This is a genomic window from Thermogemmatispora tikiterensis, assembly GCF_003268475.1.
GTDB lineage: Bacteria > Chloroflexota > Ktedonobacteria > Ktedonobacterales > Ktedonobacteraceae > Thermogemmatispora > Thermogemmatispora tikiterensis.
Map to the genome: position 1 here is coordinate 3528904 of NZ_MCIF01000002.1, position 24168 is coordinate 3553071.

A 24168-nucleotide genomic window follows, 5' to 3' on the forward strand; every position below is an offset into this window, starting at 1 on the left:
CCTCACCCTCAGCGATCCTGCAGGGCGGCGACCCCAGGCAGGATGCGCCCTTCGAGGAACTCCAGCGAAGCGCCTCCACCGGTTGACACATGCGTCATCTTGTCAGCAGCGCCCGCCTGCTCGACCGCGGCAGCGGAATCGCCACCGCCGATGACAGTGGTAGCCCCACGGGCAGTGCAGGCTGCCAGGATCTCAATCACCGCCTTGGTGCCGCGAGCGAAAGCCGGCATCTCAGCTACCCCAAGGGTGCCGTTCCAAACGATTGTCTGGGCCTTCTCCAGCACCTGGCGGAAAGCCGCCACTGTCTCGAGTCCGATATCCAGAATACGCCAGCCTGGCTCCACCTGATCGCGCGGCACCACACGCCATTGAGCATCGGGAGCAAAGCGGTCGGCAATCACCACATCCACAGGCAGCACCAACTCTAGCTTGCGCTCGCGCGCGCGCATCAGCAGATCGCGAGCGACATCGAGCTTGCCTTCTTCGACCAGCGAAGCGCCAACCTCATAGCCCTCCGCCTTCAGAAACGTATTAGCCATACCGCCGCCGATCAACAGGGCATCGGCCAGCGTCAGCAGGCGTTCCAGGACAGCGATTTTATCGGAAACTTTGGCCCCACCGATTACCGCCACAAAAGGACGACGAGGATTCTCCAGGGCCGCGCCCAGGAAATTCAGCTCCTTCTCCATCAAGAAGCCGGCAACGCCGGGCAGATAGTGGGTCACGCCTTCTGTGGAGGCGTGAGCGCGGTGAGCCGTACCAAAGGCATCGTTCACATAGAGATCGCCGAGCGCAGCCAGACGGCGGGCGAACGCGGGATCATTCTGCTCCTCCTCGGCATGGAAGCGCAGATTCTCCAGTAGCAGCACCTGGCCCGGCTGTAGTGCTCGTGCCAACTCCTCGACCTGGGGACCAACGCAATCGGGGGCTAGCTGGACAGGACGCTGCAACAGCTCGCTCAGACGCACAGCCACTGGAGCCATGCGCAGCTTCTCCACCACCTTGCCTTTAGGTCGGCCCAGGTGGGACATCAGAATGACCGCCGCCCCGTGGTCGAGCAGATACTGAATCGTTGGCAGCGCGGCCCGGATGCGCGTATCATCAGTAATGTGACCCTCCTCATCGAGAGGCACATTGAAATCCACGCGCACCAGCACCCGTTTACCCTCCACCTCGATATCACGAACCGTCTTCTTATTCATGCCAGTGCACCCTCCATCCAGAAGGGCGGGGCAGGCCCCGCCCTTGCAATGAGCGACCACGCCGAAGCGCTACCTACCAGCCCTTCTCGGCGATGAAGTGAGTCAGATCGGCTACACGCGTCGAGTAGCCCCACTCATTGTCATACCAGGCGATCACCTTGACCATGTAGCCGCCCCCGGTGACCATCGTCGAGAGGCCATCGATAATAGCTGAATGGGTATCGCCGCGGAAATCGGAGGAGACCAGCGGCTCTTCGGTGTAATCCAAGATCCCCTTGAGAGAGCCGGCAGCCGCCTCCTTATAAGCCGCATTCACCTCCTCACGCGTAGCAGGCTGGCGCAGGGTTGCCACGAAGTCGACGACTGAGACCGTAGGAGTAGGTACACGGAGGGACATGCCATCGAAGCGGCCTTTCAGTTCGGGGATCACCAGCGCCACGGCGCGGGCAGCGCCAGTGGTGGTCGGAATAATATTGAGGGCGGCGGCACGAGCCCGGCGCAGATCCTTGTGCACCAGATCTTGAATACGCTGATCATTGGTATAGGAGTGGATCGTATTCATGAGGCCATGCTCGATGCCGAAGCGGTCGTTGAGGACCTTGGCAGCGGGGGCCAGACAGTTCGTCGTACAGGAGGCGTTAGAGATAATGTGGTGCTTGGCCGGGTCATACATGTGCTCATTGACGCCGAGCACGATCGTGATATCCTCGCCCTTGGCCGGAGCGGAGATGATCACCTTTTTTGCCCCGCCCTGCAAGTGGGCCTTTGCCTTATCGGCATCGGTGAAGAGGCCGGTGGACTCAATCACGATATCGACACCCAGGTCGCCCCAGGGAATTTGCGCGGGATCACGCTGAGCGAGGACCTTGATGGTGTGGCCATTGACGATGAGAGATTCGGGGGTTGCCTCAACCTGGCCCGGGAAACGGCCATAGGTGGAGTCGTACTTGAGCAAGTGGGCATTGGTGTAGGTGTCGGTGAGATCGTTGACGGCGACGACCTCTAGCTCGTGGGGATAACGTTCGAGCATCGCCTTGAAGGATTGCCGTCCGATGCGGCCAAAACCGTTGATGCCTACTCGTGTTACCATGCGGATGTTTCTCCTTCTTGCTACTTGCTGCTACTAGTCATAGATCGTATGACTGAGAAGCGCTGGAGCGGGAGGATAAAGCGCCTCCACAATCCTGAGACAAGACGCCCTCCCCAGGTGTTCCACGTGAAACACAGGGAAGCGCTGGACAGAATCTTGTCTGCCCCCTCACACCTCTTCATCGAGGAACGACCGCCGCACCTTCTCTGCTGGACACAGCGTTGCCTTGCACGCGCCAGACGCCCTCCTGCTGACTTTCTCAGCTGGCGCTGCTCATTTCTTCAGCGGCTCACCCGCCGCACCGCGCTTGCACGCACGCCATTAGCCAGAGTCCACGCGGCCACTACTTCGGCGCCGCGGAAGCGTCCCGCAGGCGCCCACACTCAGCTAAAAGAGTATCACCAGTTCTAGTGAGGGTCAAGCAGCGGCCTTGCCGGCTCGCGCACACCTGCGCCACCTCCAGGTCAAGGCGCATGTCACGCACAACCTGCTCCGCTCCGCACTCAAGAATAGTCTCCAGCCGGCGTGGCGAGCGAGAAAGGCCCAGCCACCAGCTCAGGCCCTCTCACCACTCACGCACCGCCCATGTGGCCGAGGTCACGTGCTCCTCAGTTCCTGAACTCCTGGACCTGGCCTCTTGATCTGGCCTGGGCCTCTGCCCGTCCCGGCTAGCGTCGCCAGGGCGCAGCAACAGGAACAGGAATCACCCCGACAGAGAAGCGCACATACTCATCGGTATAACCGAAGCCGGAGCCTGGTACGCCAGCAATGCCGGTCTTCTCGAACAGAGAAAAGGCATCCTCACCAGGGCGTAGCTGACTCCAGTTATAGACAGTGGCATCGTCATCCAGGTAGATCTCCGCGAAGAGCTGCAGCTCTTGATCAAGTTGCTGTAGCTGGGCGATAAAGCGACGACGACGTAGACGATAGAGGTTGCGCAGCTTCTCGATCAGATAGGGGCGCTCACGCAACAACTGGAGGTAAGCCATGAAGCGTAGCTGCCACTCCGCTGGCAGTGAAGCCATGCTATTAGACCAGCCGGGGGCCAGTGCTGGAGCAAGACGAGCGTCGCCGATAGTCACCCAGCCGAAACGATCGCCAGTCAGCGAGAGCGTTTTCGAGAGGCTGCTTACAAAGATGGTCTGTTCCAGGTGAGCGGGATCAGCAAAGGTAGCCATGCGCGCCTGATCGTCCTCCGGGCGCCCCGTGCCCACGTAGGCCAGATCGGCCAGGAAGAAGAGCTGCCGCCCGGCCTCGCGCTGGCGCCGGACGACAGTATGCAGAGCAAGCAGCTCCTGTGGAGTAAAAGCAAAGGTTGTTGGATTGTTTGTGACCGTCAGATAGATCAGGCGGATATCGGGCGCCTCTTGCAGCGCCTGCTCCAGCTCCTCAGCGGTCAGTTTGAAGCGATGCTCGGGCCGCGTGTTGACACGATGCAAGCGGTAACCGTAGGCCCGGGCCTGGGCCTCGGGCACGCCGAAGCCGGGGGCAGGGAAGAGCACTGCTCTCTCCTTGATCCCTTGTTCATCGCACATCTGGCGAAAGCCGCGCAAGGTCTTATCAATTCCATCCATCGCCCCCAGGCTCAGATAAACCTGCTCGCCCTTCACCGTCAGGCCCCACTGCTCTTGCCAGTTGGCGGCGAGCCAGTCACGCAGCACCGGATTGCCAATGCCAATAATATCGTAGATGCGCAGATCGATCTTCTGGTCCAGAAGCGAGCGCTCGTAGTCAAGCATCCGATCGCGCAGCCATAGGTAAACCTCACCGGTGGCCGTATAGCCATTGAGATTCTCACCGGGGAGAGCGATCCCCAGCTCATCGGCAAGCATCCGGTAATCTCCTGATCCCCCAGGATCTCCCTCGCACTCCACAATCCGACGGAGATCCACGTCACCGATGGTACGATCGACAATTTCGCTGGCGATGATCTCTTCATCGAGTTTGAGATCGCGACAGCGCCTGCTTAATTCGGCGACCATTCGCGCCATCACGCGAATAGGTCCCGCCCCCTGTTGTAGCATAGGTCGATACTGCAGCAGGAGTTCATGGCGTAGGCGCTGGATGATGGCACGCTGCTCCTGGACGGGCAGGTGCGGCTGATCGTCTGCCCGAGATGAATCTGCAGGTGTCCCGTGAGTAATCACCGCTGTTTACTCCCTTCCTTGCGCCGTCCTGGCGCAACCTGGCTAGCGCGAACGATCGACCTTGATCGTCGCTAGCCGTTTCTTCAGAGGAAACGGCTCCTCAGACAGGATAACATATGCCGTTGATGCCAGGCAACCAAGGCACTGGCAGACGCGCGCCAGCGCGCTGGAGGAGTGACAGGTCCTGCGAGCTGAACCATTCTCAAGGGTGCGACCAGCCACTCTGTCCTGTCACAGCGATCGAGTTGGCGGAGCTGTTGTGGCGCTGTCGCCCTTTACTGACAGCAGTGGCCAGGTCCAGGTACAATAGCAGGCAGGTAGGAAAAGACAGGCTGTATGCTGGTCTTACTCGCCAGATCACAGCGCAGGCGAAGGCCTCGTTTCGTCGATCCTACGTGAGGCAGTTGGGAGAGGTCACGAGCGAGTAGGCAAGCAGACCATAAGCAAGGGAAGGGAGATGCAGCGTATGCGCGAAGGGCGGCCATTCCACGGACGTAGTGTTGTGATCACCGGGGCCGCGCGAGGACTGGGAAGGGCCTTAGCACTGGCTTTTGCGAGAGAGGGAGCCAAAGTGCTGGTGCACTATGGGCACTCGGAGGCCGCTGCTCAGGAGCTGGTCAGGGAGATCGAGCAGCAGGGCGGCCTGGCGTTGGCCTTGCAGGCCGACTTACGCTCGTCGGCGCAGGTTGAGCGGCTGGTCTCTCAGGCACACGCAGCCCTCGGTCGCTTCGACGTCTGGGTCAATAATGCTGGAGCTAGCGCCAATACAACTGAGACAGGCGGCCTGAGCGAGGAGGAACGTTTCGAGCGACTGTTGCAAGTTGACGTGTTGGGCACCTGGCGCTGTTGTCGGGCTGCGGTTCCTTTGATGAGCAGCGGCGGTTGCATCCTCAATGTTGCCTGGAATCACGCGCTGGATGGAGCACCTGGCTTCGTCAGTCAGGTCTATGCTACGGCCAAAGGGGCCGTCATCGCTTTGAGCCGCTGCCTCGCACGTGAGCTGGCGCCGGATCTTCGTGTGAACTGTATTGCTCCGGGGTGGATCGAGAACGATTGGGTCCGGTCACGTCCGGCGCGCTTTCGCGAGCGTGTGGCCGAGCGCATTCCGCTGAGACGCTGGGGGCAGGCGGACGATGTGGTCGCGGCAGCGCTGTTTCTGGCATCACCCGCCGCCTCTTTTATCACGGGACAAGTTCTGATTATCGATGGCGGCGAGGTCATCGGTGCGCTTTAGAGCGGCAGTAGACGGCGGCCAAGAGAAAGGTGAGCAGTGCAGCGGCAGAGAGGCCAGGGTCCAGATTGGCAGCAGATGGCCTGTAGAGTATCCGCTATCTTCTCCTCTGGCGCAGAGGAGAGGCAGCCCCCGTCTGCACTGTTTCACGTGAAACCTTTGCGGCGGTGGTCCGTCGGAGCGCCTCGTCATCGTTTCACGTGAAACAGGAGACAGGCTATCTTCCTCGTGGCACTGCCAGTTCTGGCTGGCGCTGCCGGGTTGGCTCGTCTGCTTTGTCTAGAGTTGGCCAAACACTCCTTCCCGCACAGCGCGAGTCAGGCGCTCAATATCAGGAGCAGGCGGGCGATCGCGTTCCAGCTTCGGCACATAGGTCCGCACGAGCGCGAAGGCTTGCTCCACCCCCTCGCCAGCGCGCAGAGGACGGCGAAACTCTAAAAGCTGAGCCCCACAGAGCAGTTCGATGGCCACCACCTGCTGCGCCAGCTCCAGGATACGGCGAGCTTTATGGGCCGCCGTCACCCCCATACTGACAAAATCCTCTGTTCCCGCTGAGGTTGGGAGCGAGTCGATGCTCGCCGGATGCGCCAGCACCTTCATCTCATTGACCAGAGCTGCTGCCACATATTGGGTCAGCATCAGGCCCGAATTGAGACCGGGCTCGGGCGTCAGGAAGAGGGGCGCCCCCTGGTCATCCCAGTCGTGTGGTCCCATGAGGAGATAGATCCGTCGCTCTGCAAAGCTCGCGAGCTGAGTCAGGGCCAGTGCCAGCACATCGAGGGCCAGCGCCAGCGGCTGGCCGTGGAAATTCCCGCCCGTGAGCACCTCCCCCTCATCAGGGAAAATGAGCGGATTGTCAGTCACCGCTCCCAGTTCGCGCTCAAAGACTGCCCTGCAGTAGTTCAGAGCGTCGCGGACGGCCCCAAAGACCTGGGGGGCGCAGCGCAGGGTATAGGGGTCCTGCACCCGGGGACAGTCCTCATGACTGCGTTTGATTTCGCTGTTAGCCAGCAGACGGCGCAGGTGCCCAGCGCTCTCCTGTTGGCCACGCTGATTGCGCAGGCGTTGAATGCGCTCATCGAAAGGTACATGGCTGCCCATGAGGGCCTCAACGCTCAGGGCACAGGCTACTTCTGCCGTCTGGAGCAAGTTCCAGGCGTCTTCCAGGGCAAGGATAGCACTGGCCTCCATCAGATGAGTGCCATTGATCAGAGCCAGCCCCTCTTTCGCTTCGAGGCGGAGCGGTCGCAGGCCGGCCTCGGCTAGCGCCTCTGCTCCCGGAAGGCGCCGTCCACGATACCAGGCTTCACCTTCTCCTACAAGGACCAGCGCCAGATGGGCCAACGGGGCAAGATCCCCGCTGGCTCCTACCGAGCCACGCGAGGGCACGATGGGATGGAGTTGAGCGTTGAGCAAGTCTATGAGAAGGCGCACAACTTCCACGCGCACGCCAGAGTGGCCACGGGCCAGGCTGGCTGCGAGGAGAAGGAGCATGGCCCGTGTGGTTTCTTCATCAAGTGGTTCCCCCAGACCAGCAGCGTGGCTGCGCAGGAGATTGTACTGCAGATCGAGCACTTGCTCATGCTTGATACGTACGCGGCTGAGATGACCGAAGCCGGTAGTGACACCGTAGACTTTGCGATCTTCAGCTACGATGCGCTCGATAAAAGTCCGTGCACGCTGGATACGGACCTCAGCCTCTGGTCCTAGCTGCACCGGAATCCGGTGCCGAGCTACGGCGACGACTTCGGCAGGCGTGAGGGCCTGGCCATTGAGAACCAGGGGGGCGCTGTGGAAGTCCGTTTGATGACGGGTCGCGTGATTCTTCATCGCTGAAGTCCTTTCTGGCTACTTTGCCTCCTGCCAGGATTGTAGCAGAAGGAATCTGGAAAGGCAAACGACCCGGCTGAGCGGGTCGCCAGGTCTTTTCCTGCTTTGCCAGGGGCGGCTGGCCTGGCCAACCGGGCAATGGTAGAAGAGGCCACAGGCCTCAGCCCCGGTCCGGCCTCGCGACTGATAAAGGAGGCAGTGTTTCACGTGAAACACTGCCTGTCACTAAGGATAGCCAGAGTAGCTCACACAGCACGATGGCAGGCCTTGCTCAGGCAAGAGCCTGACTGACGGTTGAAAGCCTTGCGCCTCTCTCCACCTCTTCGTAGCCCTTCTCTGGCTGGCAAGGGTGGCCTGGTCTGCTGCTGATTGTCAGTCCACTGGTCAACCAGGGGTCTGGCTCAGGCGCAAGGTCGCCTCATTGAACACCTAATCTAAGCCGATCTTGCCAGTGGCTAGAGCAGTGTGAGCGTCGACTGTACCAGATTAACCCCAAAATGGTAGCCGATCTCACGATAGTCCTCAAGCTGCCAGAGAGCAAGCTCGCAGCGCTTGCCGATCTCAATGCTGCCAATCTCCTCTTCCAGAGCCAGCGCCTTCGCCCCGTTAATGGTCGCTGCCGTGAGTGCCTCCTCCAGGGACATATCCATCTCCGCCATCGCCAAGCCAATCATCATCTGCATGTTTTCACAATAGGAGGTCCCAGGATTACAATCGGTAGCCAGGGCCACGGTGAGACCCAGGTCCAGCAAGCGCCGCGCTGATGGATATGGACTGCGCAGCGTGTAAGAGCAGCCTGGCAGAAGCGTCGCCACCACGCCGGCGTCCCGCAGCGCTTTGAGGTCTTCGTCGCTGGCATGATCCAGGTGATCGGCAGAGGTCGCCCCTAACTCCGCCGCCAGGCGCGCACCACCCGAGGGGCTGAGCTGATCCGCATGGATCTTCAGACGATAGCCCAAATCTCTGGCCCGCCTCAGAATCCTGCGACACTCCTCTACCGTGAAGGCCTCCGCTTCGCAGAAGACGTCACAGAAGTGCGCCAACCCCACAAAGGAGGGCAGCAGTTCCTCGACAACCAGATCGAGGTAGTCCGCTCTTCGCTCGCGGTATTCCGGGGGCAGAACATGCGCCGCTAGAAAGGTAGGAACAACGCGCACCTGCTGAGGCACAGAAGACGAGGTCCTTTCCTCCAGGGCCTTGAGATTGTTGATGATGTGCAAACAGGCTTCTTCATTGATGCGGTCAAGGCCGTAGCCACTCTTGATCTCGACTGTGGTCGTGCCATGATCCCGCATGAGATGGAGCCGCCTCTGCGCCAGCGCCAGTAAGGTTTCGGCATCGGCCTTGCGGGTCGCTTCCACGGTCGTTAAGATCCCTTTGCCCTGCGCCAGCAGTTCAGCGTAGCTGACCCCCGCCCGACGCAGGTGAAACTCTTCAGCACGCTGACCCGCAAAGACAAGGTGGGTGTGCGAGTCGACAAAGCCAGGAGTAACGACTGCTCCCTGGGCATCGACGATGGTGATCCCATCCTGGCGCGTTGAAAGGAATAATGGCTCCGCTTCATTGTCAGGCCCAATCCAGACAATTCTGCCGTGGTAGACCGCTAACGCTGCGTTGTTCAGTACCTGCAGCGCTCCGCTGGCTCCTTCAATTGGCTGCTGGGCTACTGTTACGAGCTGTTTGATATTGCGAATGACCGCGCTCGCTCGAATGGGAGGCTGCACTGGTTCGGCCTGCATGAGTTGCTTCTCCTTGTAAGGGCTGTGAGTGAGGCTCGCTATGCTGTTTTTTTATAGCATAGTTGCTCCTCAACGTCGAGGCTTGCGGCTCGTCCCCGCATTTGCTACACTCTCCTCGGAAGCAGGTCGCTCTGCCGTTCCGCAACGCCGAAGGCCCTCCACTCGTAGTGGAGGGTGGATAAACCGCGTCGGCTCCCGCTGCCACTAGCTCGGACGGACAGTGTGGAGCGCCCCAGCCAGCAGGAAGGAGCAAGCAGTATGCGGGCTATCGATGATAGTAGCGAGAAGTACGCCGCCATCCTGCGCGAGCTACGCATCTGGAAGCATCTGCCAGAAAGCGATCTCTCTCGCATGCTGCGCAGGTATTTCCTGGTGACGGACGATTTCCGTGAGATGGAGGATCAGGGGCTGCTGACGATGACCTTTGTGGGAGATGAGTATATGATTAGTCAGACGATGCTGGGCCAGATCTGGCTGGAGCAGTACGAAGCTGATCAGCGAGAAAAGGAGCAGTACAATGTCCGCTGACGAGTCTGAAATGGCGGCTTCTCAGCCCTATCAGACGATCGGCCCCGCCGAGGCCAAAGAGCTGATAGCGCGCGGCGCCCACGTGATCGATGTGCGTTGGCCTACTGAGTGGCAGCAGGGCCACATCCCCGGCGCCACGCTTCTCCCTCTCAGTGGTATCTATGCATTCGGCCAGGCCCTGCGGGAATTGCCCCTTTCTCCCTCGGAGGAGGTGATCTTCGTCTGCGCCGTTGGCCAGCGCAGCGCCATCGCTGCAGAGATCGCCTCTCTGCTCGGTTTCCAGCAGGTCTATAATCTGGCTTCTGGCATGCATGGCTGGCTGCTTTCCGGCTATCCTGTTGAGCAGACCTCTTCTTCCTGACCGAAGAGGTGCTTTCTCTCTCTGCCGCTATTATCCTTGGTGCATAGCTCATACTGTGGGTGAGTCCCTACCCATAAGGAAGGAGTAAGACCTTATGCCTCTCTTGGAAGGAAAGAACGCACTTATTTTCGGTGTGGCCAATCACCGCTCGATCGCCTGGGCTATCGCTCAGGCTCTGGCGGCTGAGGGCGCCCGACTGGCTTTGACTTATCAGGAGCGCATGGAAAAGTTTGTGCGGGAGCTGGCCGAGAAGGTACCAGGTACACCGCTGATCCCCTGCGATGTGCAGAGCGATGAGCAGCTCGATGCCGCTTTTGCTAAGGCGGCGGAACTCTTCGATGGCGGCCTCGATATCTTGATCCATTCAATCGCTTTTGCCCCCAAAGAGGATATGGAAAATCCCTTCTGGCAGACCAGCCGTCAGGGCTTTTTGACCGCTCTGGATATCAGTGCCTATTCGCTAGTGGCTATGGCCCGGCGCGCAGTGCCTCTGATGCAGGCGCGCGGCGGCGGAAGCATTCTGACGGCTACTTACATTGCCAGTGAGCGAGTGATGCCCAAGTACAATGTGATGGCCGTGGCGAAAGCCGCTCTGGAGTGTAGCGTGCGCTACCTGGCTTATGAGCTGGGCGCTTACAATATCCGCGTCAACGCCGTCTCGCCAGGACCTGTGAATACTCTGGCAGCGCGCGGTGTTCCTGGTTTTACGACGATGCGCGATCATATGACGGAGGTGGCTCCGCTACGCCGTAATATTGAGCAGAGCGAGATCGGCGATGCCTCGCTCTTTCTCTGCAGTCCGCTGGCACGAGGGATCACAGGTGAGGTGCTCTTCGTGGACGCTGGCTACCATATTATGGGAGCCTAGACGCCCGCGGAGATCTGGATAGATCAAGCCTCGCTTGCGGCGCGTCAGAAGCTTTGAGTGCTCCTATGCAGGAGCCTGCTAGCTCTCTCTGGCTTACCTGGCCTGGCGCTGATCGATGGCGCAAGAGAGGCGGCAAGAGAGGCGACAAGAGAGGCACTCCCCCAGCGAGGGGAGTGCCCTTGTTCTTTTTGCTCCGTTGGTTGCTCCTCTTTCAGCTCCCGGCAGCTTGTCTTTGCAATCGCCTCACTGCTCGATCCGTCGCACGGTTGGCGGCGGAGGTGCTGGCTCACCACAGGTACTGCAATAGCGTGCGTGGGGGCGATTCATGTGACCGCAGGGCCAGGGACGCAGCTGCTCTGTAGGCGACTGACTCCCTGCGGCGCTTGTTGGAGGAGCAGCCCGGCCTCCCTGGGACAGCCGCGGCTGCCCCCTCTGCCCCCTGATGCCAGCGTCTCGTGGAGGACCGCCGAACGGTACCAGGGTGTTCTCATCTTCGGGGTCTGGCGAGGGATCAGAGGAAGCCGCCACTCTCGCAGCTGGCGGGAGCGGTGACGCTGGTCCAGAGACAGACGGCAGTGCAGCAGACGGGGAAAGCCCAGGGGGCTGATTGCCAGGACCTGCCGGCCACGGCGCTCGAGAGCCGGGAACAACAGACGGTCCCGCGGGGACTGGAGCTCTACCTGGGGCTTGTGGAAGCGGCGCTCCAGCTGGAAGCGAGGGATAGGGAGCAGGGGCCGATGGCCATGCCGGCGGCACGCTCTGACCCTGGGCCGCTGCATAGGAATAGCTCTGGCTGCCCGTGGCGTTCACCACCGGGGGCAAGCCTGCAGGCCGTCGCCGGCGTCTGAGCTGGAAGACGGCCCCCACCAGCAGCGCCGCTATGACTACAGCTCCCAGGCCCCCAGCCACTACGAGAAGCAGGGGCACACCCAGCCCCTGGCCTGTAGCCGTCGATAGCTGCTCGTGAGCGGCCTGCTGCCTGGCATAGTTCAGGTAGGGTGTCACGGCTTTGAAAGCAGGATAGCGAGCTGCCAGAGTGGCAAGTTCCTGAGCCGCGCGATGCCAATGGCCAGGAGCAGTGGAGGCATAATCGTTGAAGGCCTGGCTCCAGGCACTCTGGAACGGTCCCGGCGCGGTATTCAGCTGGAGGTTCTGGATCAAAGCTCGCGCGCTATTGCTGGCCTGCAGAAAGCTGGTACCTCCAGGAGTGCCAAAGCTGACAATACCTACCACCTGGCCTCGACTATCGAGGGCCGGCCCACCGCTGTCACCTTGTTCTACATTGCCCCCTACCTGGATGACCTGCGCCCCACTGTCGGTTGTCTTGATCGAGCTGACGAAGATGCGATTCACCGATGAAGTCAGAAAGTCCGTCGGACGCATACTGACATCGGCATTGCCCGGAAAGCCGATAATGGTCAGGTTGTCCTGGACCTGGACAGCCGAGGAGTCACCGAGCTGGACGCTTGGGGTATCCTCCATATTCACGTGGATGATGGCGACATCCTTCTGATCCGGCGGGCTTTCTTGCTCAACACGGTCAACGCGGGCAAAATAGGCGTCCGGCACATCGCGTAAACGGGCCGCACTTAATGGGCCACTATAGTCAGTGCTGAGGTAAACGGCGCTGAGTGGAGGATCATAGCTAGGCATAGAGGGGAATTGGCCACTGAGCAAGGCTTGTTCCATCTGATCAGCGCTGAGCTGATTGCCGCGCGTCAGCGTGCTGTCGTAGTAGGTCGCTACATCGGGGGCTGCCGCCTTGATTAGCACAGCATTGAGTTCATCGTTATGGGGAGGATTAATCACATGATCAGCTGTGAGTATATCGCCGTGGGCGCTGATAAAGGTCCCCGTTCCAAGGGCAGCCAGGCCATAGCTACCTCCACCGAGTGGAAAGGTCACACTGCGCCCACCAGAGAATTGGACCGTGAGCCGTCCGTTTATTTGGGTGACGATGCGCACGACGGCAGGCCGGGCAATATCTACCGCTCTCACCACGGGGTCCTGGACATCACCCCCTGGCACACCATCGGCCTGCGCTGCCGGCCCTCCCAGGGCCATCAGCAGGAGCACAGGCCCACAGATGAAGCAGAACATAACAACGAGCAGAGAAGGTAACCCTCGCGAGTTGGCCTTCCTCTCCCGCACGTGGCTGCCGCCGGGTCCGGCAGAGATAGTTGCATAACAATTCATAGCAGGCATCCTGTCCCCAAGTTGAATATCATCGCACTGCCATAACAAGGTCTATCATAGCACAGAGATATGCATGGCTCTCGATTTTTTGTCTTCCTGCACGGTCCAGGGCCAACCTTTCCTTTTGTGCCTTTCAGTAGAGAGACCGCGCCTTCTCTATAGATAGAACGCTCTGGCCGCCTGCTTCTGGCAGCCGGGATCTTTCTCAGGAGCATTATACAAGATAGATAGGCAAAGTGACACAAAGGGATAGAGCTAATACTTGCTGAAGGAGATCCTCATTCTATAAGAGGATGGTAAAGGTCTAGTGAGGAGGAAGCAAAGCACCTGAGAGGTATAGAGCGCAGCGAGGAAGAACAAGATGCTGTTCCAGCGCCGCATCAGAGCGCAGCTCTCGCGTGGCAGCGGCCCTAGACGAAGAGCTTCGACGAGGTATATAATTGACGGATAATAGTTGGTCTTGCATTGCCGGCACAAAGGGGGAGAATACTGGCAGTGAGCAGCCATCCAATACCAGGCTCAGGCAACGGCGCTTCGGCCAGCGGCAGCTCTTTTTCACATCGGCGTGAAGGGCGCACGACGAATGGCGCTACACCGGCGTCAGTGTCACAGAGCGCCAGTGGACGCGGATCTGCTGGTTCGTTTGACCTCAACGGCCTCATTGCGGAGCTACGCGCCCTGTTTGAGCGAGACCGGCAGATAGCCAGCTTGCCCGATAGCACGCGTTGCGGCATCTGCTATCTGCACTATCGCTTGAGCGAGCTGCGCTGGCGAGAAGAAGGCTTCTACATCTGTCATGAGTGCGAACGTCTTCTAGGCCAGCAGCCGATGCCTATGTTACGCAAGCAGCAACGACAGGGCTAGTCGACAGCGGTCCAGCCAGCCGGGTCGCACCATACGCACCATATAAGCCGGCAGCTCTGCCTTAGAGGAGCGCAAAGAGTAAGCAAAAAGAGGACCTGCGCCAGCGTCGACATTCTGCCCTTGCTGGTGCAGGTCCTCTCGTCGGCCTTAGACTACCTCTGGTTCCGGCTCTTCGATCTCCCCTTCGCGCGCCGGACGCAGGTCTTCAGGACGATCGAGGCGATCCAAAAAGAGGATGCCATCCAGGTGGTCAATCTCGTGCTGCAGAATACGAGCAAACCAGCCCTCGGCATGAACCTTGATCGGTTTGCCCTCGACGTTCTGGCCTCTGACTACTACCTTTTCGGCTCGCCTGATGTTATCTCCTACATAACCCGGAATGCTGAGGCATCCCTCGGTTCCCAGCGTCTCCCCCTCGGCTTTGATGATCTCTGGATTGAAGACCGCCACTTTGTGGTCCTCGTACTCAGCGACGAAGACGCGGATCGACAAGCCGATCTGGGGAGCGGCCAGGCCAACCCCATGCGCGGCGTGCATGGTGTCAAACATGTCCTCTATCAGCCGCTTCATGGAGGCATCAAAGCGATGCACCTTCTTAGCTTTTTGCCTCAAGATGGGGTTTTCAGCCGTAATGATCTTGCGAATCGCCATAGCTCTTTTCCCGAGATGTATCCCGAATGAATTGCCACACAGCCACAGTCTGGCAGTCAATGTTATATAATTTGCGTATATATCCTATCACATGAGCATGCGATTATCCATAGACGGCGGAGGTGGGACGTGGTATCTGCGCCAGCCAGCAGTGAGTGGCTCACGGCCAGGGTGGCCGCCTACATTGCTCGTCATGGCCTGCTTCCTCCTCAGAGTGAGGTTGTCATTGCTGTCTCGGGCGGAGCTGATTCGCTCTGCCTGCTCCATCTGCTGTGCTCGCTCTGTGGCGAGGGTAGACCCTTTCCCACGGTGCGTCTGTTTGCCGCCCACCTGAACCATCGCCTGCGCGGCCAGGCGAGCGAGCGGGATGCTCTCCATGTCGCTCGTCTGGTTTCAGCCTGGGGCATTCCTCTCACCATCGGCAGCGTGGATGTCCCGGCGCTGGCGCGACGCGAGAAACGCTCCCTGGAGGAGGCCGCTCGTCTAGCTCGCTATGCTTTCCTGCGCGATGTAGCCCGGGGGCGCCTCATCGCTGTCGCCCATCAGGCCGATGATCAGGTGGAGACGATTCTGCTCCATCTGCTGCGCGGCAGTGGCCTGGCGGGCCTGGTCGGCATGGCCCCGCGTCAACAGGATATTATCCGTCCCTTACTGGAAGTGAGCCGGGCGGAGATTCTCGCCTACTGCCAGCAGCAGGGCCTCAAGCCCCTGGAAGATGAGAGCAATCGCGATCCGCGATTCTTGCGTAATCGTGTGCGCCACGAGCTGCTGCCACTCCTTGAGCAGCTCAATCCGGGTATTCGCGAAACGCTGCGTCGCAGTGCCGAGGTCTTGCGCGTCGACCTGGAATGGATAGAAAGCTGCGTCTCGCAGAGTTGGTCAGCGGTGGTAACCGGTGCCAGTGCGGAGGAGGTAGTCATGACCCTACCGGCGTTGCTCGCACAGCCGCTCAGCTTGCAGCGACACCTGCTACGCCGCGCCACGGCTTTGCTCTGCGGAGGCCAGTCTCCGTTAGAGCCGCGTCACTATGCTCTGCTAGAGGCCTTCCTGCAGCAGGCGCAGCGCTCACGGGCGGAGCGCTCGTTAGACCTCCCTGGTCGGCTTCAGCTGCAGGTCAGTGGGTCAACGCTACGTCTCTTCCACGGTCCTCAGAATCGACAGACGCGGGATATGGCTTTGGATAATGAGGCGCTTCTCTTGCCTGTCCCCGGGGAAGGCCAGGTTCCTGGCACCCCCTGGCGCGCTCGGGCAACGCTCCTGGCTCCTGATGTCGAGCAGGCAGCCCTGGAGGCTCTGGCGCGTGAAGACTGGGAGGCGGTCTGGCACCTTCTGCCACGGACACGCTATGTTGTATATATCGATGGTGAAGCCGCTGGCCCGCTGTTGCAGGTGCGCACGCGCCGGGCGGGCGATCGCATTCAGCCACTGGGCATGCAGCAGAGCCGTAAGGTCCAGGATGTGCTCGTCGATGCTCACGTCCCGCGCTCAGAACGGGATACCCTCCCGCTCTTCTTCGCCGGCTCGCGCTGCATCTGGATCGCTGGCCACTGCCTGGCTGAGTCCGTTCGCCTCAGCCGTACTACCCGCCGCATTGTTCAGCTCAGCATCAGCCGCTAGAGCGAGCGGCACTTTTTCATTGCTACTCTTCGGGAAGGGAAAACTATGCACGAGGATATTGAAGAGATTCTCGTTACACAGGAGCAGATCAAGGCCAAGGTCAAGGAACTGGGGCACCAGATCACCCAGGATTACCAGGGCAAGAATCTGCTGCTCCTGGGAATTCTGAAGGGGGCCATTCCCTTCATCGCCGACCTCTCACGCGCGATTGATATGCTGCACGAAATCGACTATATGGCCGTCTCTAGCTACGGCAATGCCACGCAGTCGAGCGGCGTGGTGCGCATTCTCAAGGATCTGGAGGGGCCGATCGATCAGAAACATGTGCTGATCGTCGAGGATATTGTGGATAGTGGCCTGACGCTGCATTATATGCTGGATCTCCTGCGCCAGCGGCACCCACTGAGCTTGCGCGTCTGTACCTTGCTATATAAGGAGCGCGAACGCGCTAAGCCCCTGGAACTGGCCTATATCGGGTTTCGTATCCCCAACCTGTTTGTGGTCGGCTATGGTCTCGATTATGCCCAACGCTATCGCAATCTGCCCTACGTCGGCGTCTTGAAGCCCGAGGTTTATCAGAACAATCAGCAGCCAGAGCGCCAGCACCAGAGTCCAGCAGAAGGTAGCTAGCGCTTCCTTTCTCTCTCAGATCGCGATCGATCGCTAAAATAGCGCATGCTTGGTGCAGAGGGAGCTTGCTTTGTGTTATAATTCCTCATAGGATCAGAAGGGCGTTCGAGGAGAAAGGCGATGCAGATCACAGTTTGTAACCTCGGCCCATTGCGACGGGCAGAGATCGTCATGAAGCCTCTGACGGTCTTTGTTGGGAAGAACAACACGGGCAAAACCTGGCTGGCCTATACGATTGCAGGCTCCCTCGGGCACTATAGCTGGAGCCGCTACCTCAGCGCCTACTTGAGTGGGCAGACGCGCCAGAAGTATCCTCCCCTTGATCAGCTGGTACGACGCGTTGCCGAGCAGAGCAGCGGGTTCCTTGACCTGCTGGACTTCGCCGAGGAGCACGCCGAGCACTTCCTTAATGACCTGCTCCTGGGCGTACGGGAATGGCTGCCGCTGTTCTTGGGCAGCGACCACGCGCGCTTCGAGGAGCTGGCTCTGAGCATCGATATCGCAGCATTTAAGCCGGAGCTCCTCCGACGGCTGCTCCTGGCCAGCGTCAGCGATTATATCGGGGGCGACAAGGAGGAGGCCCCCTTGAAAGCCTTGAAGGAGAGTGGGGAGGCCCGCCTCTACTTCTACCCAGGCCAGAATGTGAGCGAGCGCCTTCCCCGTCGAGAAATCGCGGGCTTCGTGGATGGCATCGTCTTCCGCGAGATTCTCCAGGCGTTCTGGCGCAATATCAGCTATTTCCCGACCGAGCGCAGCAGCATTATCTACGAGCGCTTTATCTCTTTACCTCCTTCAGTGAGGAATAAACGAGGCCACCGGAGGACAACCGATACCAGAGATTTGTTGGAGCGCTTGCTGACAGCCCTCTCAGAGCAATCACCACGTCTTGTGCCTGTGCCCATCGCCGACTTTGTCGAGATCGTCTGGCGCTTCCATCGCCAGAGTAGCCTGAGTTCGAGCCAGGCACAGAACCAGGCTGCAGCCAGCCGTAGCCCTTATGTGGAGTTGGGCGCTCTTCTGCAAGAGGAGATTCTTGAGGGAACGCTCGACTTTACCCCCGCCGAAGCTGGAACGGCGCGCGAGATTCTGTTTTGCCCTAGACCAATGGCCGCCTCTCCTGAGCCGACGCCCCGAACAGAGCTGGAATTATCTGTCTCCTCCTCGATGGTGAAGGAGCTTTCTTCGCTGGCCCTCTATCTGCGCTATCTGGCTCGCCCGGGCGAGCTGCTCGTCATCGATGAGCCGGAAATGAACCTCCACCCGGAAGCTCAGGTCAAAATGATCGAGCTGCTGGCTATGCTGGTGAATGCCGGCTTGCAGATCATGATAACTACGCACAGCACCTATATGATTGATCACTTGATCAATCTACTGGCCGCCGCCAGACACCCGCAGGAGCGGCACGATGAGCTGGCCTCGCTCTTTTTCCTTCAGCGCAAAGAGGCCTTTCTCGCTCAGAACCAGGTCGCCGTCTACCATATCCGCGACGATGGCGAGGCTGTCAATATCCTCGATGAAGAGGGCATTATTCATTGGCGCACTTTTAGCGAAGTGACGCGGCTCGTCGAGCGCATCCACTTCGAACTGGCCGATTGAGGTGAGGGCGATCGCCCTTTAGGAAGGAAGCTGAGCAGCTATGCCGTTCACACGTCTGTTGCTGATCGGCGCGACCTCCTCAAAATGCATCAATGGCGAAAAAGGAGATAAGGTCATTATTGCTCCTAAAAATCATAAGGTGAAGGCGCACCTTGGCCATCTGGACGATCCTTACGCCGGCGAGGTCATTCTCTGTTTCCAGCTCGATGACGGTAGCGAGCAGGCCCGTGAGCTGCTCCGCAGCCTGGGCATTAGAGACGGCGATCGTCGCTGCGATGGCCTCATCTTCTACAGCCGGGATGGTTCCCCAGAACGCACCGTCTGCCTGGTTGAGCTGAAGCATAGCCGCGTCGAGGAGGCCGCTGCCCAGCTTATTCGCACTCGCCAATGCATCGAAGATCTCCTATGTAAAGAATGCGGAGAGCCAGGGAAAAAGTATATCCAGCGACTGCAGTGGAAAGCCTGTCTCTACCGCCACGGAGCCTCACCTGACGAGACGAGTAAAGTCCTGAAAGAGCTGCGTCGCTATTTCAAGCACTACTGTTCATGTGATCATCAATCTGCTGACATTGGGCCATTTCTGCGTGGAGAAAGCGAGCAGCGTATTGCAGAGGGTCGCCGGGGCAGGAAGCGCGAGCGCTAGCCAGAGAGGGCCGCTCGCTGAACGTCGTGGCCGAGGAAGCGATGGGAAAGAGAGGGGAGCCAGGCCCCTCAGTAGAGGCACGAGGTTGACCGTCACCTCCCCTGTGCTACAATGAGAGGCAGTCCATAGCCCTTCAGCGAGCGAGCCTGCGGGCAACCGAGCATAGGAGAGGAGGACAATGGCATCCGTTGCAGTGATTGGCAGTGGTGCCTGGGGAACCACGCTGGCGCTTTTGCTGGCCAACAAAGGGATCGATACGGTCCTCTGGGAGCATCGGCCCGAGCGGGCCGCCGACATGGCGTGTCTGCGTGAAAATAGACTCTTCCTGCCCGGCTTTCGCTTTCCCGAGCATCTAGGAGTCACCGCCGACCTGGAAGAAGCTGTTCGCCATCGCGAAGTCATCATCCTGGTCACACCCTCACAGCGCATGCGTGAAAACGCGCGGCAGCTGGCCCCCTATTTGGAGCGCGGCGCTATCGTCGTGAGCGCCAGCAAAGGCATCGAGCTCAGCACGCTCCAGCGTATGTCGGAGGTGCTGGCCGAAGAGCTACCGGAGGCACGCGCACGTCTGGCGGCCCTCAGCGGCCCCAATCTTGCGCGTGAAGTCGCCGAGGGGAAACCCACAGCCGCCGTGGTGGCTGCTCAAGATGAAGCCATCGCCATCTATCTGCGCACCCTGTTGAGCACCGCTCGCTATCGCGTATACACCACCCAAGATATCACCGGGATTGAGCTGGGTGGAGCTTTGAAGAACATCATTGCCATTGGAGCAGGCATTAATGACGGCATGGGCTATGGCGAGAATGCCCGCGCCGCCTTCATCACACGCGGTCTGGCCGAGATCACGCGGCTTGGTACCGCCGCCGGGGCGCATCCGCTGACCTTTGCCGGCCTGGCAGGTTTAGGCGATCTAGTGGCCACCTGCTCCAGCCCACTGAGCCGGAACCATCAACTGGGCCGCCGTTTAGCCGCAGGAGAAAAGCTAGACGAGATCCTCGCCTCCATGCACAGCGTCGCCGAAGGCGTCTATACTACCCGCGCTGCCCTCCAGCTAGCCCAGCGCTACGGGGTTGAAATGCCCATCACCCAGCAGCTTGCCCTTGTCTTGTTCGAAGGCTACGATCCCTACAAGGCCGTACTGGAACTGATGATGCGCGACCCCAAAGGGGAGATGGAGGGTTTGATCGAAGGCAGCATCTATGTGAGCTAAGACCAGATCACGAGAGAAAGAGCACTGCAAAAAGTAGGGGCGCGTTAAACGCGCCCCATAGCTACCTTGGGAATAAGCTAATCGAGGTAATCCTTGAGCTTACGACTGCGGCTGGGATGGCGCAGCTTGCGCAAGGCCTTGGCCTCGATCTGGCGGATGCGCTCGCGCGTTACATGGAACTCCTTGCCGACCTCTTCGAGCGTGCGACTCCGACCGTCATCGAGACCGAAGCGCAGCTGGAGAACCTTGCGCTCGCGCTCAGTCAGACTGGCAAGCACATCCTCAACCTGCTCCTTCAGGAGCTGATGGCTGGCCGCATCAGCGGGAGCAAGGGCCGTATGATCCTCGATGAAATCACCCAGGTGACTATCCTCCTCCTCGCCGATTGGCGTTTCCAGGCTCACTGGCTCCTGGCTGACCTTGATGATCTCACGCACCTTCTCGGGGCTAATGTCCATTTGCTCGGCGATTTCCTCCGAAGTTGGCTCACGCCCGAGATCCTGCAAGAGGCGACGACTAATGCGGATCAGCCGGTTAATGGTCTCGACCATGTGAACCGGGATACGGATCGTGCGCGCCTGATCGGCGATAGCACGGGTAATGGCCTGACGAATCCACCAGGTGGCGTAGGTACTGAACTTGTAGCCCTTGGTGTAGTCGAACTTCTCGACGGCACGAATCAGGCCAATGTTGCCCTCCTGGATCAGGTCCAGCAGGCTCATGCCCCGGCCAATGTACTTTTTGGCAACGCTCACCACCAGGCGCAAATTAGCCTCGGTCAGGCGTCGCTGAGCCTCCTCGCCCTCCTCGATGATGCGTCGATTCGGGTTAGGCTTGGCAGCCTCAGCCTTGCCCCGCTCCATCAGCCGCGCCAGGCGGACCTCCTCCTCAGCGGTCAGCAGAGGAACCCGACCGATCTCGCGCAAGTACATGCGCACCGGATCGTCGAGACTGTTTTCGAGGTCGGCAACGACGATCCCGAGGCCGTCCTGGAGGTCATCCCACTTGGCACCGGTCATCGCCTCAACGTCGACCTCGTCCTCCGGTCCAGGTTCCCAGTCTGCCGGTGGCTCCTTGGTATCCAGGGCATCCATGGTTTCTTCGTCCTGTAGCTTGGAGAACAGGTCATATGACTCACCGTCATCGGCAGCCGTGACAAGGCTACCGGCGGTGGTAGCACGCAGACCTAGTGAATCGATATCGTCAAAAACACGGTGCGAGTCTTCGAGGAGCATGTCTGCCTCGAAAGGCTCATATACATCGCTCAATTGTTCAGTATGCACCTCTTCATTCCGCGATCTTGTCATGACATCCTGCTTCTGATTCACCATTCTGGCTCCCCCTTCAGAAAACGGGTCCGCAATGAATAACGAATAAGGAGACTGACCCTGCTCTCTGAAAATAAAGAGTAAGATAATAGCGCTATGCGATGCTGATCATCGCCTCCCACCCTGCCCAGGCTATTCCACATCACCCATATAACATCTGGGCTTGAGGATTTTCATCCCTGCAGATTCGTCCTCAAGTGAATCTCACGGATCTGCCGGTGGATTTCCTGCAGCTGATGCTCCAGCTCGTGCACTGCGGCTAGGTCCCCGGCTTCCCGGGCTTCCTGGATCAAATAGCGCAGCTCCGTATTGAGCTGCATCAGCCGCATGCGCTTCAAGCGGGTGGCGCATTGGGTGGCCGCTTTGATCAGTCCTGCTCCATCGAGCGGAGACGCTGCCTCGACGCGCCTTTGCGCTCGGGCCGCCGTTTCCAGCAACGCGGAAGGTAACAGTTGCTCTAAGGGTTGATGGAAAGAGGAAGAGCCACGTTGATAAAGAGAGTTGAGAAAGTGGTACAACTCCCGCGTGTCCGTCCCGATAAAGTCACCATCGTTTATTATACCACAAACATGTTGACTTAAACCAGGATGTTGGAGGAGTAGCCCTATCAGGTAGTCTTCCCATTCTACTCTATCCAGGCCTCCTCTGTCAAGCGCCAGGCCTTTGCCATCGGGGCCAGTGCTGACCCGGGCGCTAGCGAGAGCGCCCGCTCTGGCGTCCTTCACCTCGGCGGCTGAGGCCGGGGACAGCGCCTCAGTGTCAGCTTTCCCGCTGGCGCCCAGGCCAGTTTGAGCAAGCGCAGGCCGAGCGGCTAGCGGAGCTGGAGCCTGTGGAGACTGACGCTGCCGTCCTCGCCCTTTCCTGCTGCCTTCCACCTCCCTTCTACCTGACTCAGCGGGCACAACGATCTCGGCCACGCTCTGGTGTCTGCCACGCAGGCTACGCTGCAATTCATTATACAGGCTCTGCTCATCGACATGGATCATCCTTGCTAGCTTCCGCACATAGGCATCGCGTTTGACGCGATCGCTGATTATGCCAATGATGGGGAGCAGGCGTCGCGCCGCCAATGCCTGGTCTCTCGGCTGGCGCAGATCCAGATCCGTTGTCTTGGCTACAAAGTAATAATCGACCAAAGGTAACGGATGAGCGAGGGCCTCCTCCCACCGGGCCGGGTTCTGGCGGATCACCTCATCAGGGTCCTGGCCTGCGGGCAGCAAGAGGACATCGATCTGGGCATCTACCTCTTCCTCCAGACGAATAATGGCCCTGGCGCCTCCCGCCTGACCACGGCGCTCCTGGGGCGGAACTGGCAGCGGGACAGGAACAATTGTGCGCTCTAATGAGCGAAGCGCCTCCTGGATACCATGCTCTGTAGCGGCCATGCCGGCGGCATCGGGATCTAAGGCCAGAGTAATGCGCCGCGCCAACTTTTTGATCTGCTGAATGTGTTTTTCAGTGATCGCACTGCCAATGCAGGCAACAGTCTGCCGCGTTCCATATTGGTGGGCCATAATAGCGTCGATATACCCCTCGACAATGATCACCTGATTGGCCTGCTTGATAGCCTCCTTGGCACGGTCGAGTGCATAGAGCACGCTGTTTTTCTCGAAGAGCGCTGTCTGGGGAGTATTCAGATACTTGGGCTGGCCATCGCCCAGGGTGCGCCCGCCAAAGCCAATCACCTGACCTCGCAGGTCCCGAATCGGGAACATAATGCGGTTCCTGAAGTAATCATAAAGACCCTGCCCATCCTCCGGCTCACGGGCCAGGCCGGCACTGACCAGCTCCTGCTCGCTATAGCCCTGGGAGAGCAGATAGCGACAGAGAGCATCGCGGCTGTCGGGAGCGTACCCCAGGCCAAAGGCTATGACGGTCTCCCCAGTGAGGCCGCGACCCTGGAGATAGGCCCGCGCTGGGGCCGCCTCGCGCAAGCGCAGCAGGGCCTGATGAAACCAGAGCTGAGCGTCCTCGTTAAGATGGCGCAGCCGTTCGCGCAGGGCCGCCAGCTCGCGTTGTTGGGCCGCATCATAGCCGGGCTGCTCATCAAGAGAGACGCCGGCCTTCTCGGCCAGGTAGCGCAGGGCCTCTGGAAAATCAAGCCCCTGGGCCTTTTGTACAAAGGTGAAAATATCGCCGCTCTCATGACAGCCAAAGCAGTGCCAGTGCTGCGACTCTGGAAAGACATAGAAGGAAGGTGTGCGCTCGTTGTGAAAAGGGCAAAGGGCCTTGAAGGCCCGGCCCGTTTTTTGGAGCTTCACAACCTGGCCAACTTCATCTACCAGGTCGAGGCGCGCTTTGATAGTTTCGATGATTGAAGACATTGGCCGCCCTCAGCAAGCGACGACGTTGCTGTTGTCACGCTCAGAGTTTCGTCTTAGACAAAAAGGGCACCGGTCGGACAGGCGAGGCCCTCTCCCGCCTATGCTATCGCTTC

The 24168-nt window shown here is 59.5% G+C and carries 19 protein-coding genes; 10 read left to right on the forward strand and 9 right to left on the reverse strand.

Annotated elements, in window-relative coordinates; all coding sequences use genetic code 11:
- Positions 1-8 precede the first annotated feature (8 nt).
- The 3 genes from A4R35_RS14190 to A4R35_RS14200 form a co-directional block, all read right to left on the reverse strand.
- Complete coding sequence (locus A4R35_RS14190) at positions 9-1202, reverse strand: phosphoglycerate kinase (RefSeq protein ID WP_112430436.1); 1194 nt, start codon at positions 1200-1202, stop codon at positions 9-11.
- Between the two features lie 73 nt (positions 1203-1275).
- Complete coding sequence (gap, locus tag A4R35_RS14195) at positions 1276-2292, reverse strand: type I glyceraldehyde-3-phosphate dehydrogenase (RefSeq protein WP_112430438.1); 1017 nt, start codon at positions 2290-2292, stop codon at positions 1276-1278.
- 668 nt (positions 2293-2960) lie between these two features.
- Positions 2961-4439 (reverse strand): pyridoxal phosphate-dependent aminotransferase, encoded by a 1479-nt coding sequence (locus tag A4R35_RS14200; RefSeq protein ID WP_112430440.1) that lies wholly within the window; start codon positions 4437-4439, stop codon positions 2961-2963.
- Between the two features lie 466 nt (positions 4440-4905).
- Here A4R35_RS14200 and A4R35_RS14205 point away from each other — a divergent pair, with 466 nt between their 5' ends.
- Entirely contained in the window at positions 4906-5673 is a 768-nt protein-coding gene (locus A4R35_RS14205) for an SDR family NAD(P)-dependent oxidoreductase (protein ID WP_189361804.1), read from the forward strand.
- A gap of 276 nt (positions 5674-5949) precedes the next feature.
- On the opposite strand, the gene hutH is transcribed toward A4R35_RS14205, so the two are convergent.
- Together hutH and hutI are read right to left on the reverse strand one after the other, a co-directional pair.
- On the reverse strand, positions 5950-7500 hold the full coding sequence (gene hutH, locus A4R35_RS14210) for a histidine ammonia-lyase (RefSeq protein ID WP_112430444.1): 1551 nt from the start codon (positions 7498-7500) through the stop codon (positions 5950-5952).
- A 455-nt stretch (positions 7501-7955) separates the two neighbouring features.
- Complete coding sequence (hutI, locus tag A4R35_RS14215) at positions 7956-9239, reverse strand: imidazolonepropionase (protein ID WP_112430446.1); 1284 nt, start codon at positions 9237-9239, stop codon at positions 7956-7958.
- Between the two features lie 258 nt (positions 9240-9497).
- Between hutI and A4R35_RS14220 the strand changes: the two genes are divergently transcribed.
- The 3 genes from A4R35_RS14220 to A4R35_RS14230 all read left to right on the forward strand — a co-directional run bounded on the left by A4R35_RS14220 (position 9498) and on the right by A4R35_RS14230 (position 10996).
- Positions 9498-9767 carry a hypothetical protein gene (locus A4R35_RS14220; protein WP_112430448.1) on the forward strand — a complete coding sequence of 90 codons (270 nt, stop codon included), beginning with the start codon at positions 9498-9500 and terminating at the stop codon, positions 9765-9767.
- On the forward strand, positions 9757-10128 hold the full coding sequence (locus A4R35_RS14225; protein WP_223258340.1) for a rhodanese-like domain-containing protein: 372 nt from the start codon (positions 9757-9759) through the stop codon (positions 10126-10128). Before A4R35_RS14220 ends, A4R35_RS14225 begins: the two co-directional genes overlap by 11 nt.
- A 94-nt stretch (positions 10129-10222) precedes the next feature.
- Positions 10223-10996, forward strand: a complete 774-nt coding sequence (locus A4R35_RS14230; RefSeq protein ID WP_112430450.1) for an enoyl-ACP reductase FabI — start codon at positions 10223-10225, stop codon at positions 10994-10996.
- A 243-nt stretch (positions 10997-11239) separates the two neighbouring features.
- Here the strand turns inward: A4R35_RS14230 and A4R35_RS14235 are convergent, their stop codons facing one another.
- Complete coding sequence (locus A4R35_RS14235; RefSeq protein WP_189361806.1) at positions 11240-13192, reverse strand: S1 family peptidase; 1953 nt, start codon at positions 13190-13192, stop codon at positions 11240-11242.
- 495 nt (positions 13193-13687) lie between these two features.
- Between A4R35_RS14235 and A4R35_RS14240 the strand changes: the two genes are divergently transcribed.
- Positions 13688-14056: a hypothetical protein gene (locus A4R35_RS14240; protein WP_112430454.1), complete on the forward strand. Its 369-nt coding sequence runs from the start codon at positions 13688-13690 to the stop codon at positions 14054-14056.
- A gap of 147 nt (positions 14057-14203) precedes the next feature.
- Here A4R35_RS14240 and def read toward each other — a convergent pair whose 3' ends face one another.
- Complete coding sequence (gene def / locus A4R35_RS14245) at positions 14204-14707, reverse strand: peptide deformylase (protein ID WP_112430456.1); 504 nt, start codon at positions 14705-14707, stop codon at positions 14204-14206.
- A gap of 129 nt (positions 14708-14836) precedes the next feature.
- On the opposite strand from def, the gene tilS reads away from it, so the two are divergent.
- From tilS to A4R35_RS14270, 5 genes are all read left to right on the forward strand, one after another.
- On the forward strand, positions 14837-16324 hold the full coding sequence (gene tilS / locus A4R35_RS14250; RefSeq protein WP_112430458.1) for a tRNA lysidine(34) synthetase TilS: 1488 nt from the start codon (positions 14837-14839) through the stop codon (positions 16322-16324).
- Between the two features lie 45 nt (positions 16325-16369).
- Positions 16370-16954: a hypoxanthine phosphoribosyltransferase gene (gene hpt / locus A4R35_RS14255; protein WP_112430460.1), complete on the forward strand. Its 585-nt coding sequence runs from the start codon at positions 16370-16372 to the stop codon at positions 16952-16954.
- A 120-nt stretch (positions 16955-17074) separates the two neighbouring features.
- Positions 17075-18550: an AAA family ATPase gene (locus tag A4R35_RS14260; RefSeq protein WP_112430462.1), complete on the forward strand. Its 1476-nt coding sequence runs from the start codon at positions 17075-17077 to the stop codon at positions 18548-18550.
- A 40-nt stretch (positions 18551-18590) separates the two neighbouring features.
- On the forward strand, positions 18591-19193 hold the full coding sequence (locus A4R35_RS14265; protein WP_112430464.1) for a hypothetical protein: 603 nt from the start codon (positions 18591-18593) through the stop codon (positions 19191-19193).
- 178 nt (positions 19194-19371) lie between these two features.
- On the forward strand, positions 19372-20403 hold the full coding sequence (locus A4R35_RS14270; RefSeq protein WP_112430466.1) for an NAD(P)H-dependent glycerol-3-phosphate dehydrogenase: 1032 nt from the start codon (positions 19372-19374) through the stop codon (positions 20401-20403).
- Between the two features lie 77 nt (positions 20404-20480).
- On the opposite strand, the gene rpoD is transcribed toward A4R35_RS14270, so the two are convergent.
- Both rpoD and dnaG read right to left on the reverse strand, forming a co-directional pair.
- A complete protein-coding gene (rpoD, locus tag A4R35_RS14275; protein ID WP_084659122.1) occupies positions 20481-21710 on the reverse strand; it encodes an RNA polymerase sigma factor RpoD in 1230 nt (409 codons plus the stop codon).
- Between the two features lie 194 nt (positions 21711-21904).
- Complete coding sequence (gene dnaG, locus A4R35_RS14280; protein ID WP_112430468.1) at positions 21905-24055, reverse strand: DNA primase; 2151 nt, start codon at positions 24053-24055, stop codon at positions 21905-21907.
- Between the last annotated feature and the right edge of the window lie 113 nt (positions 24056-24168).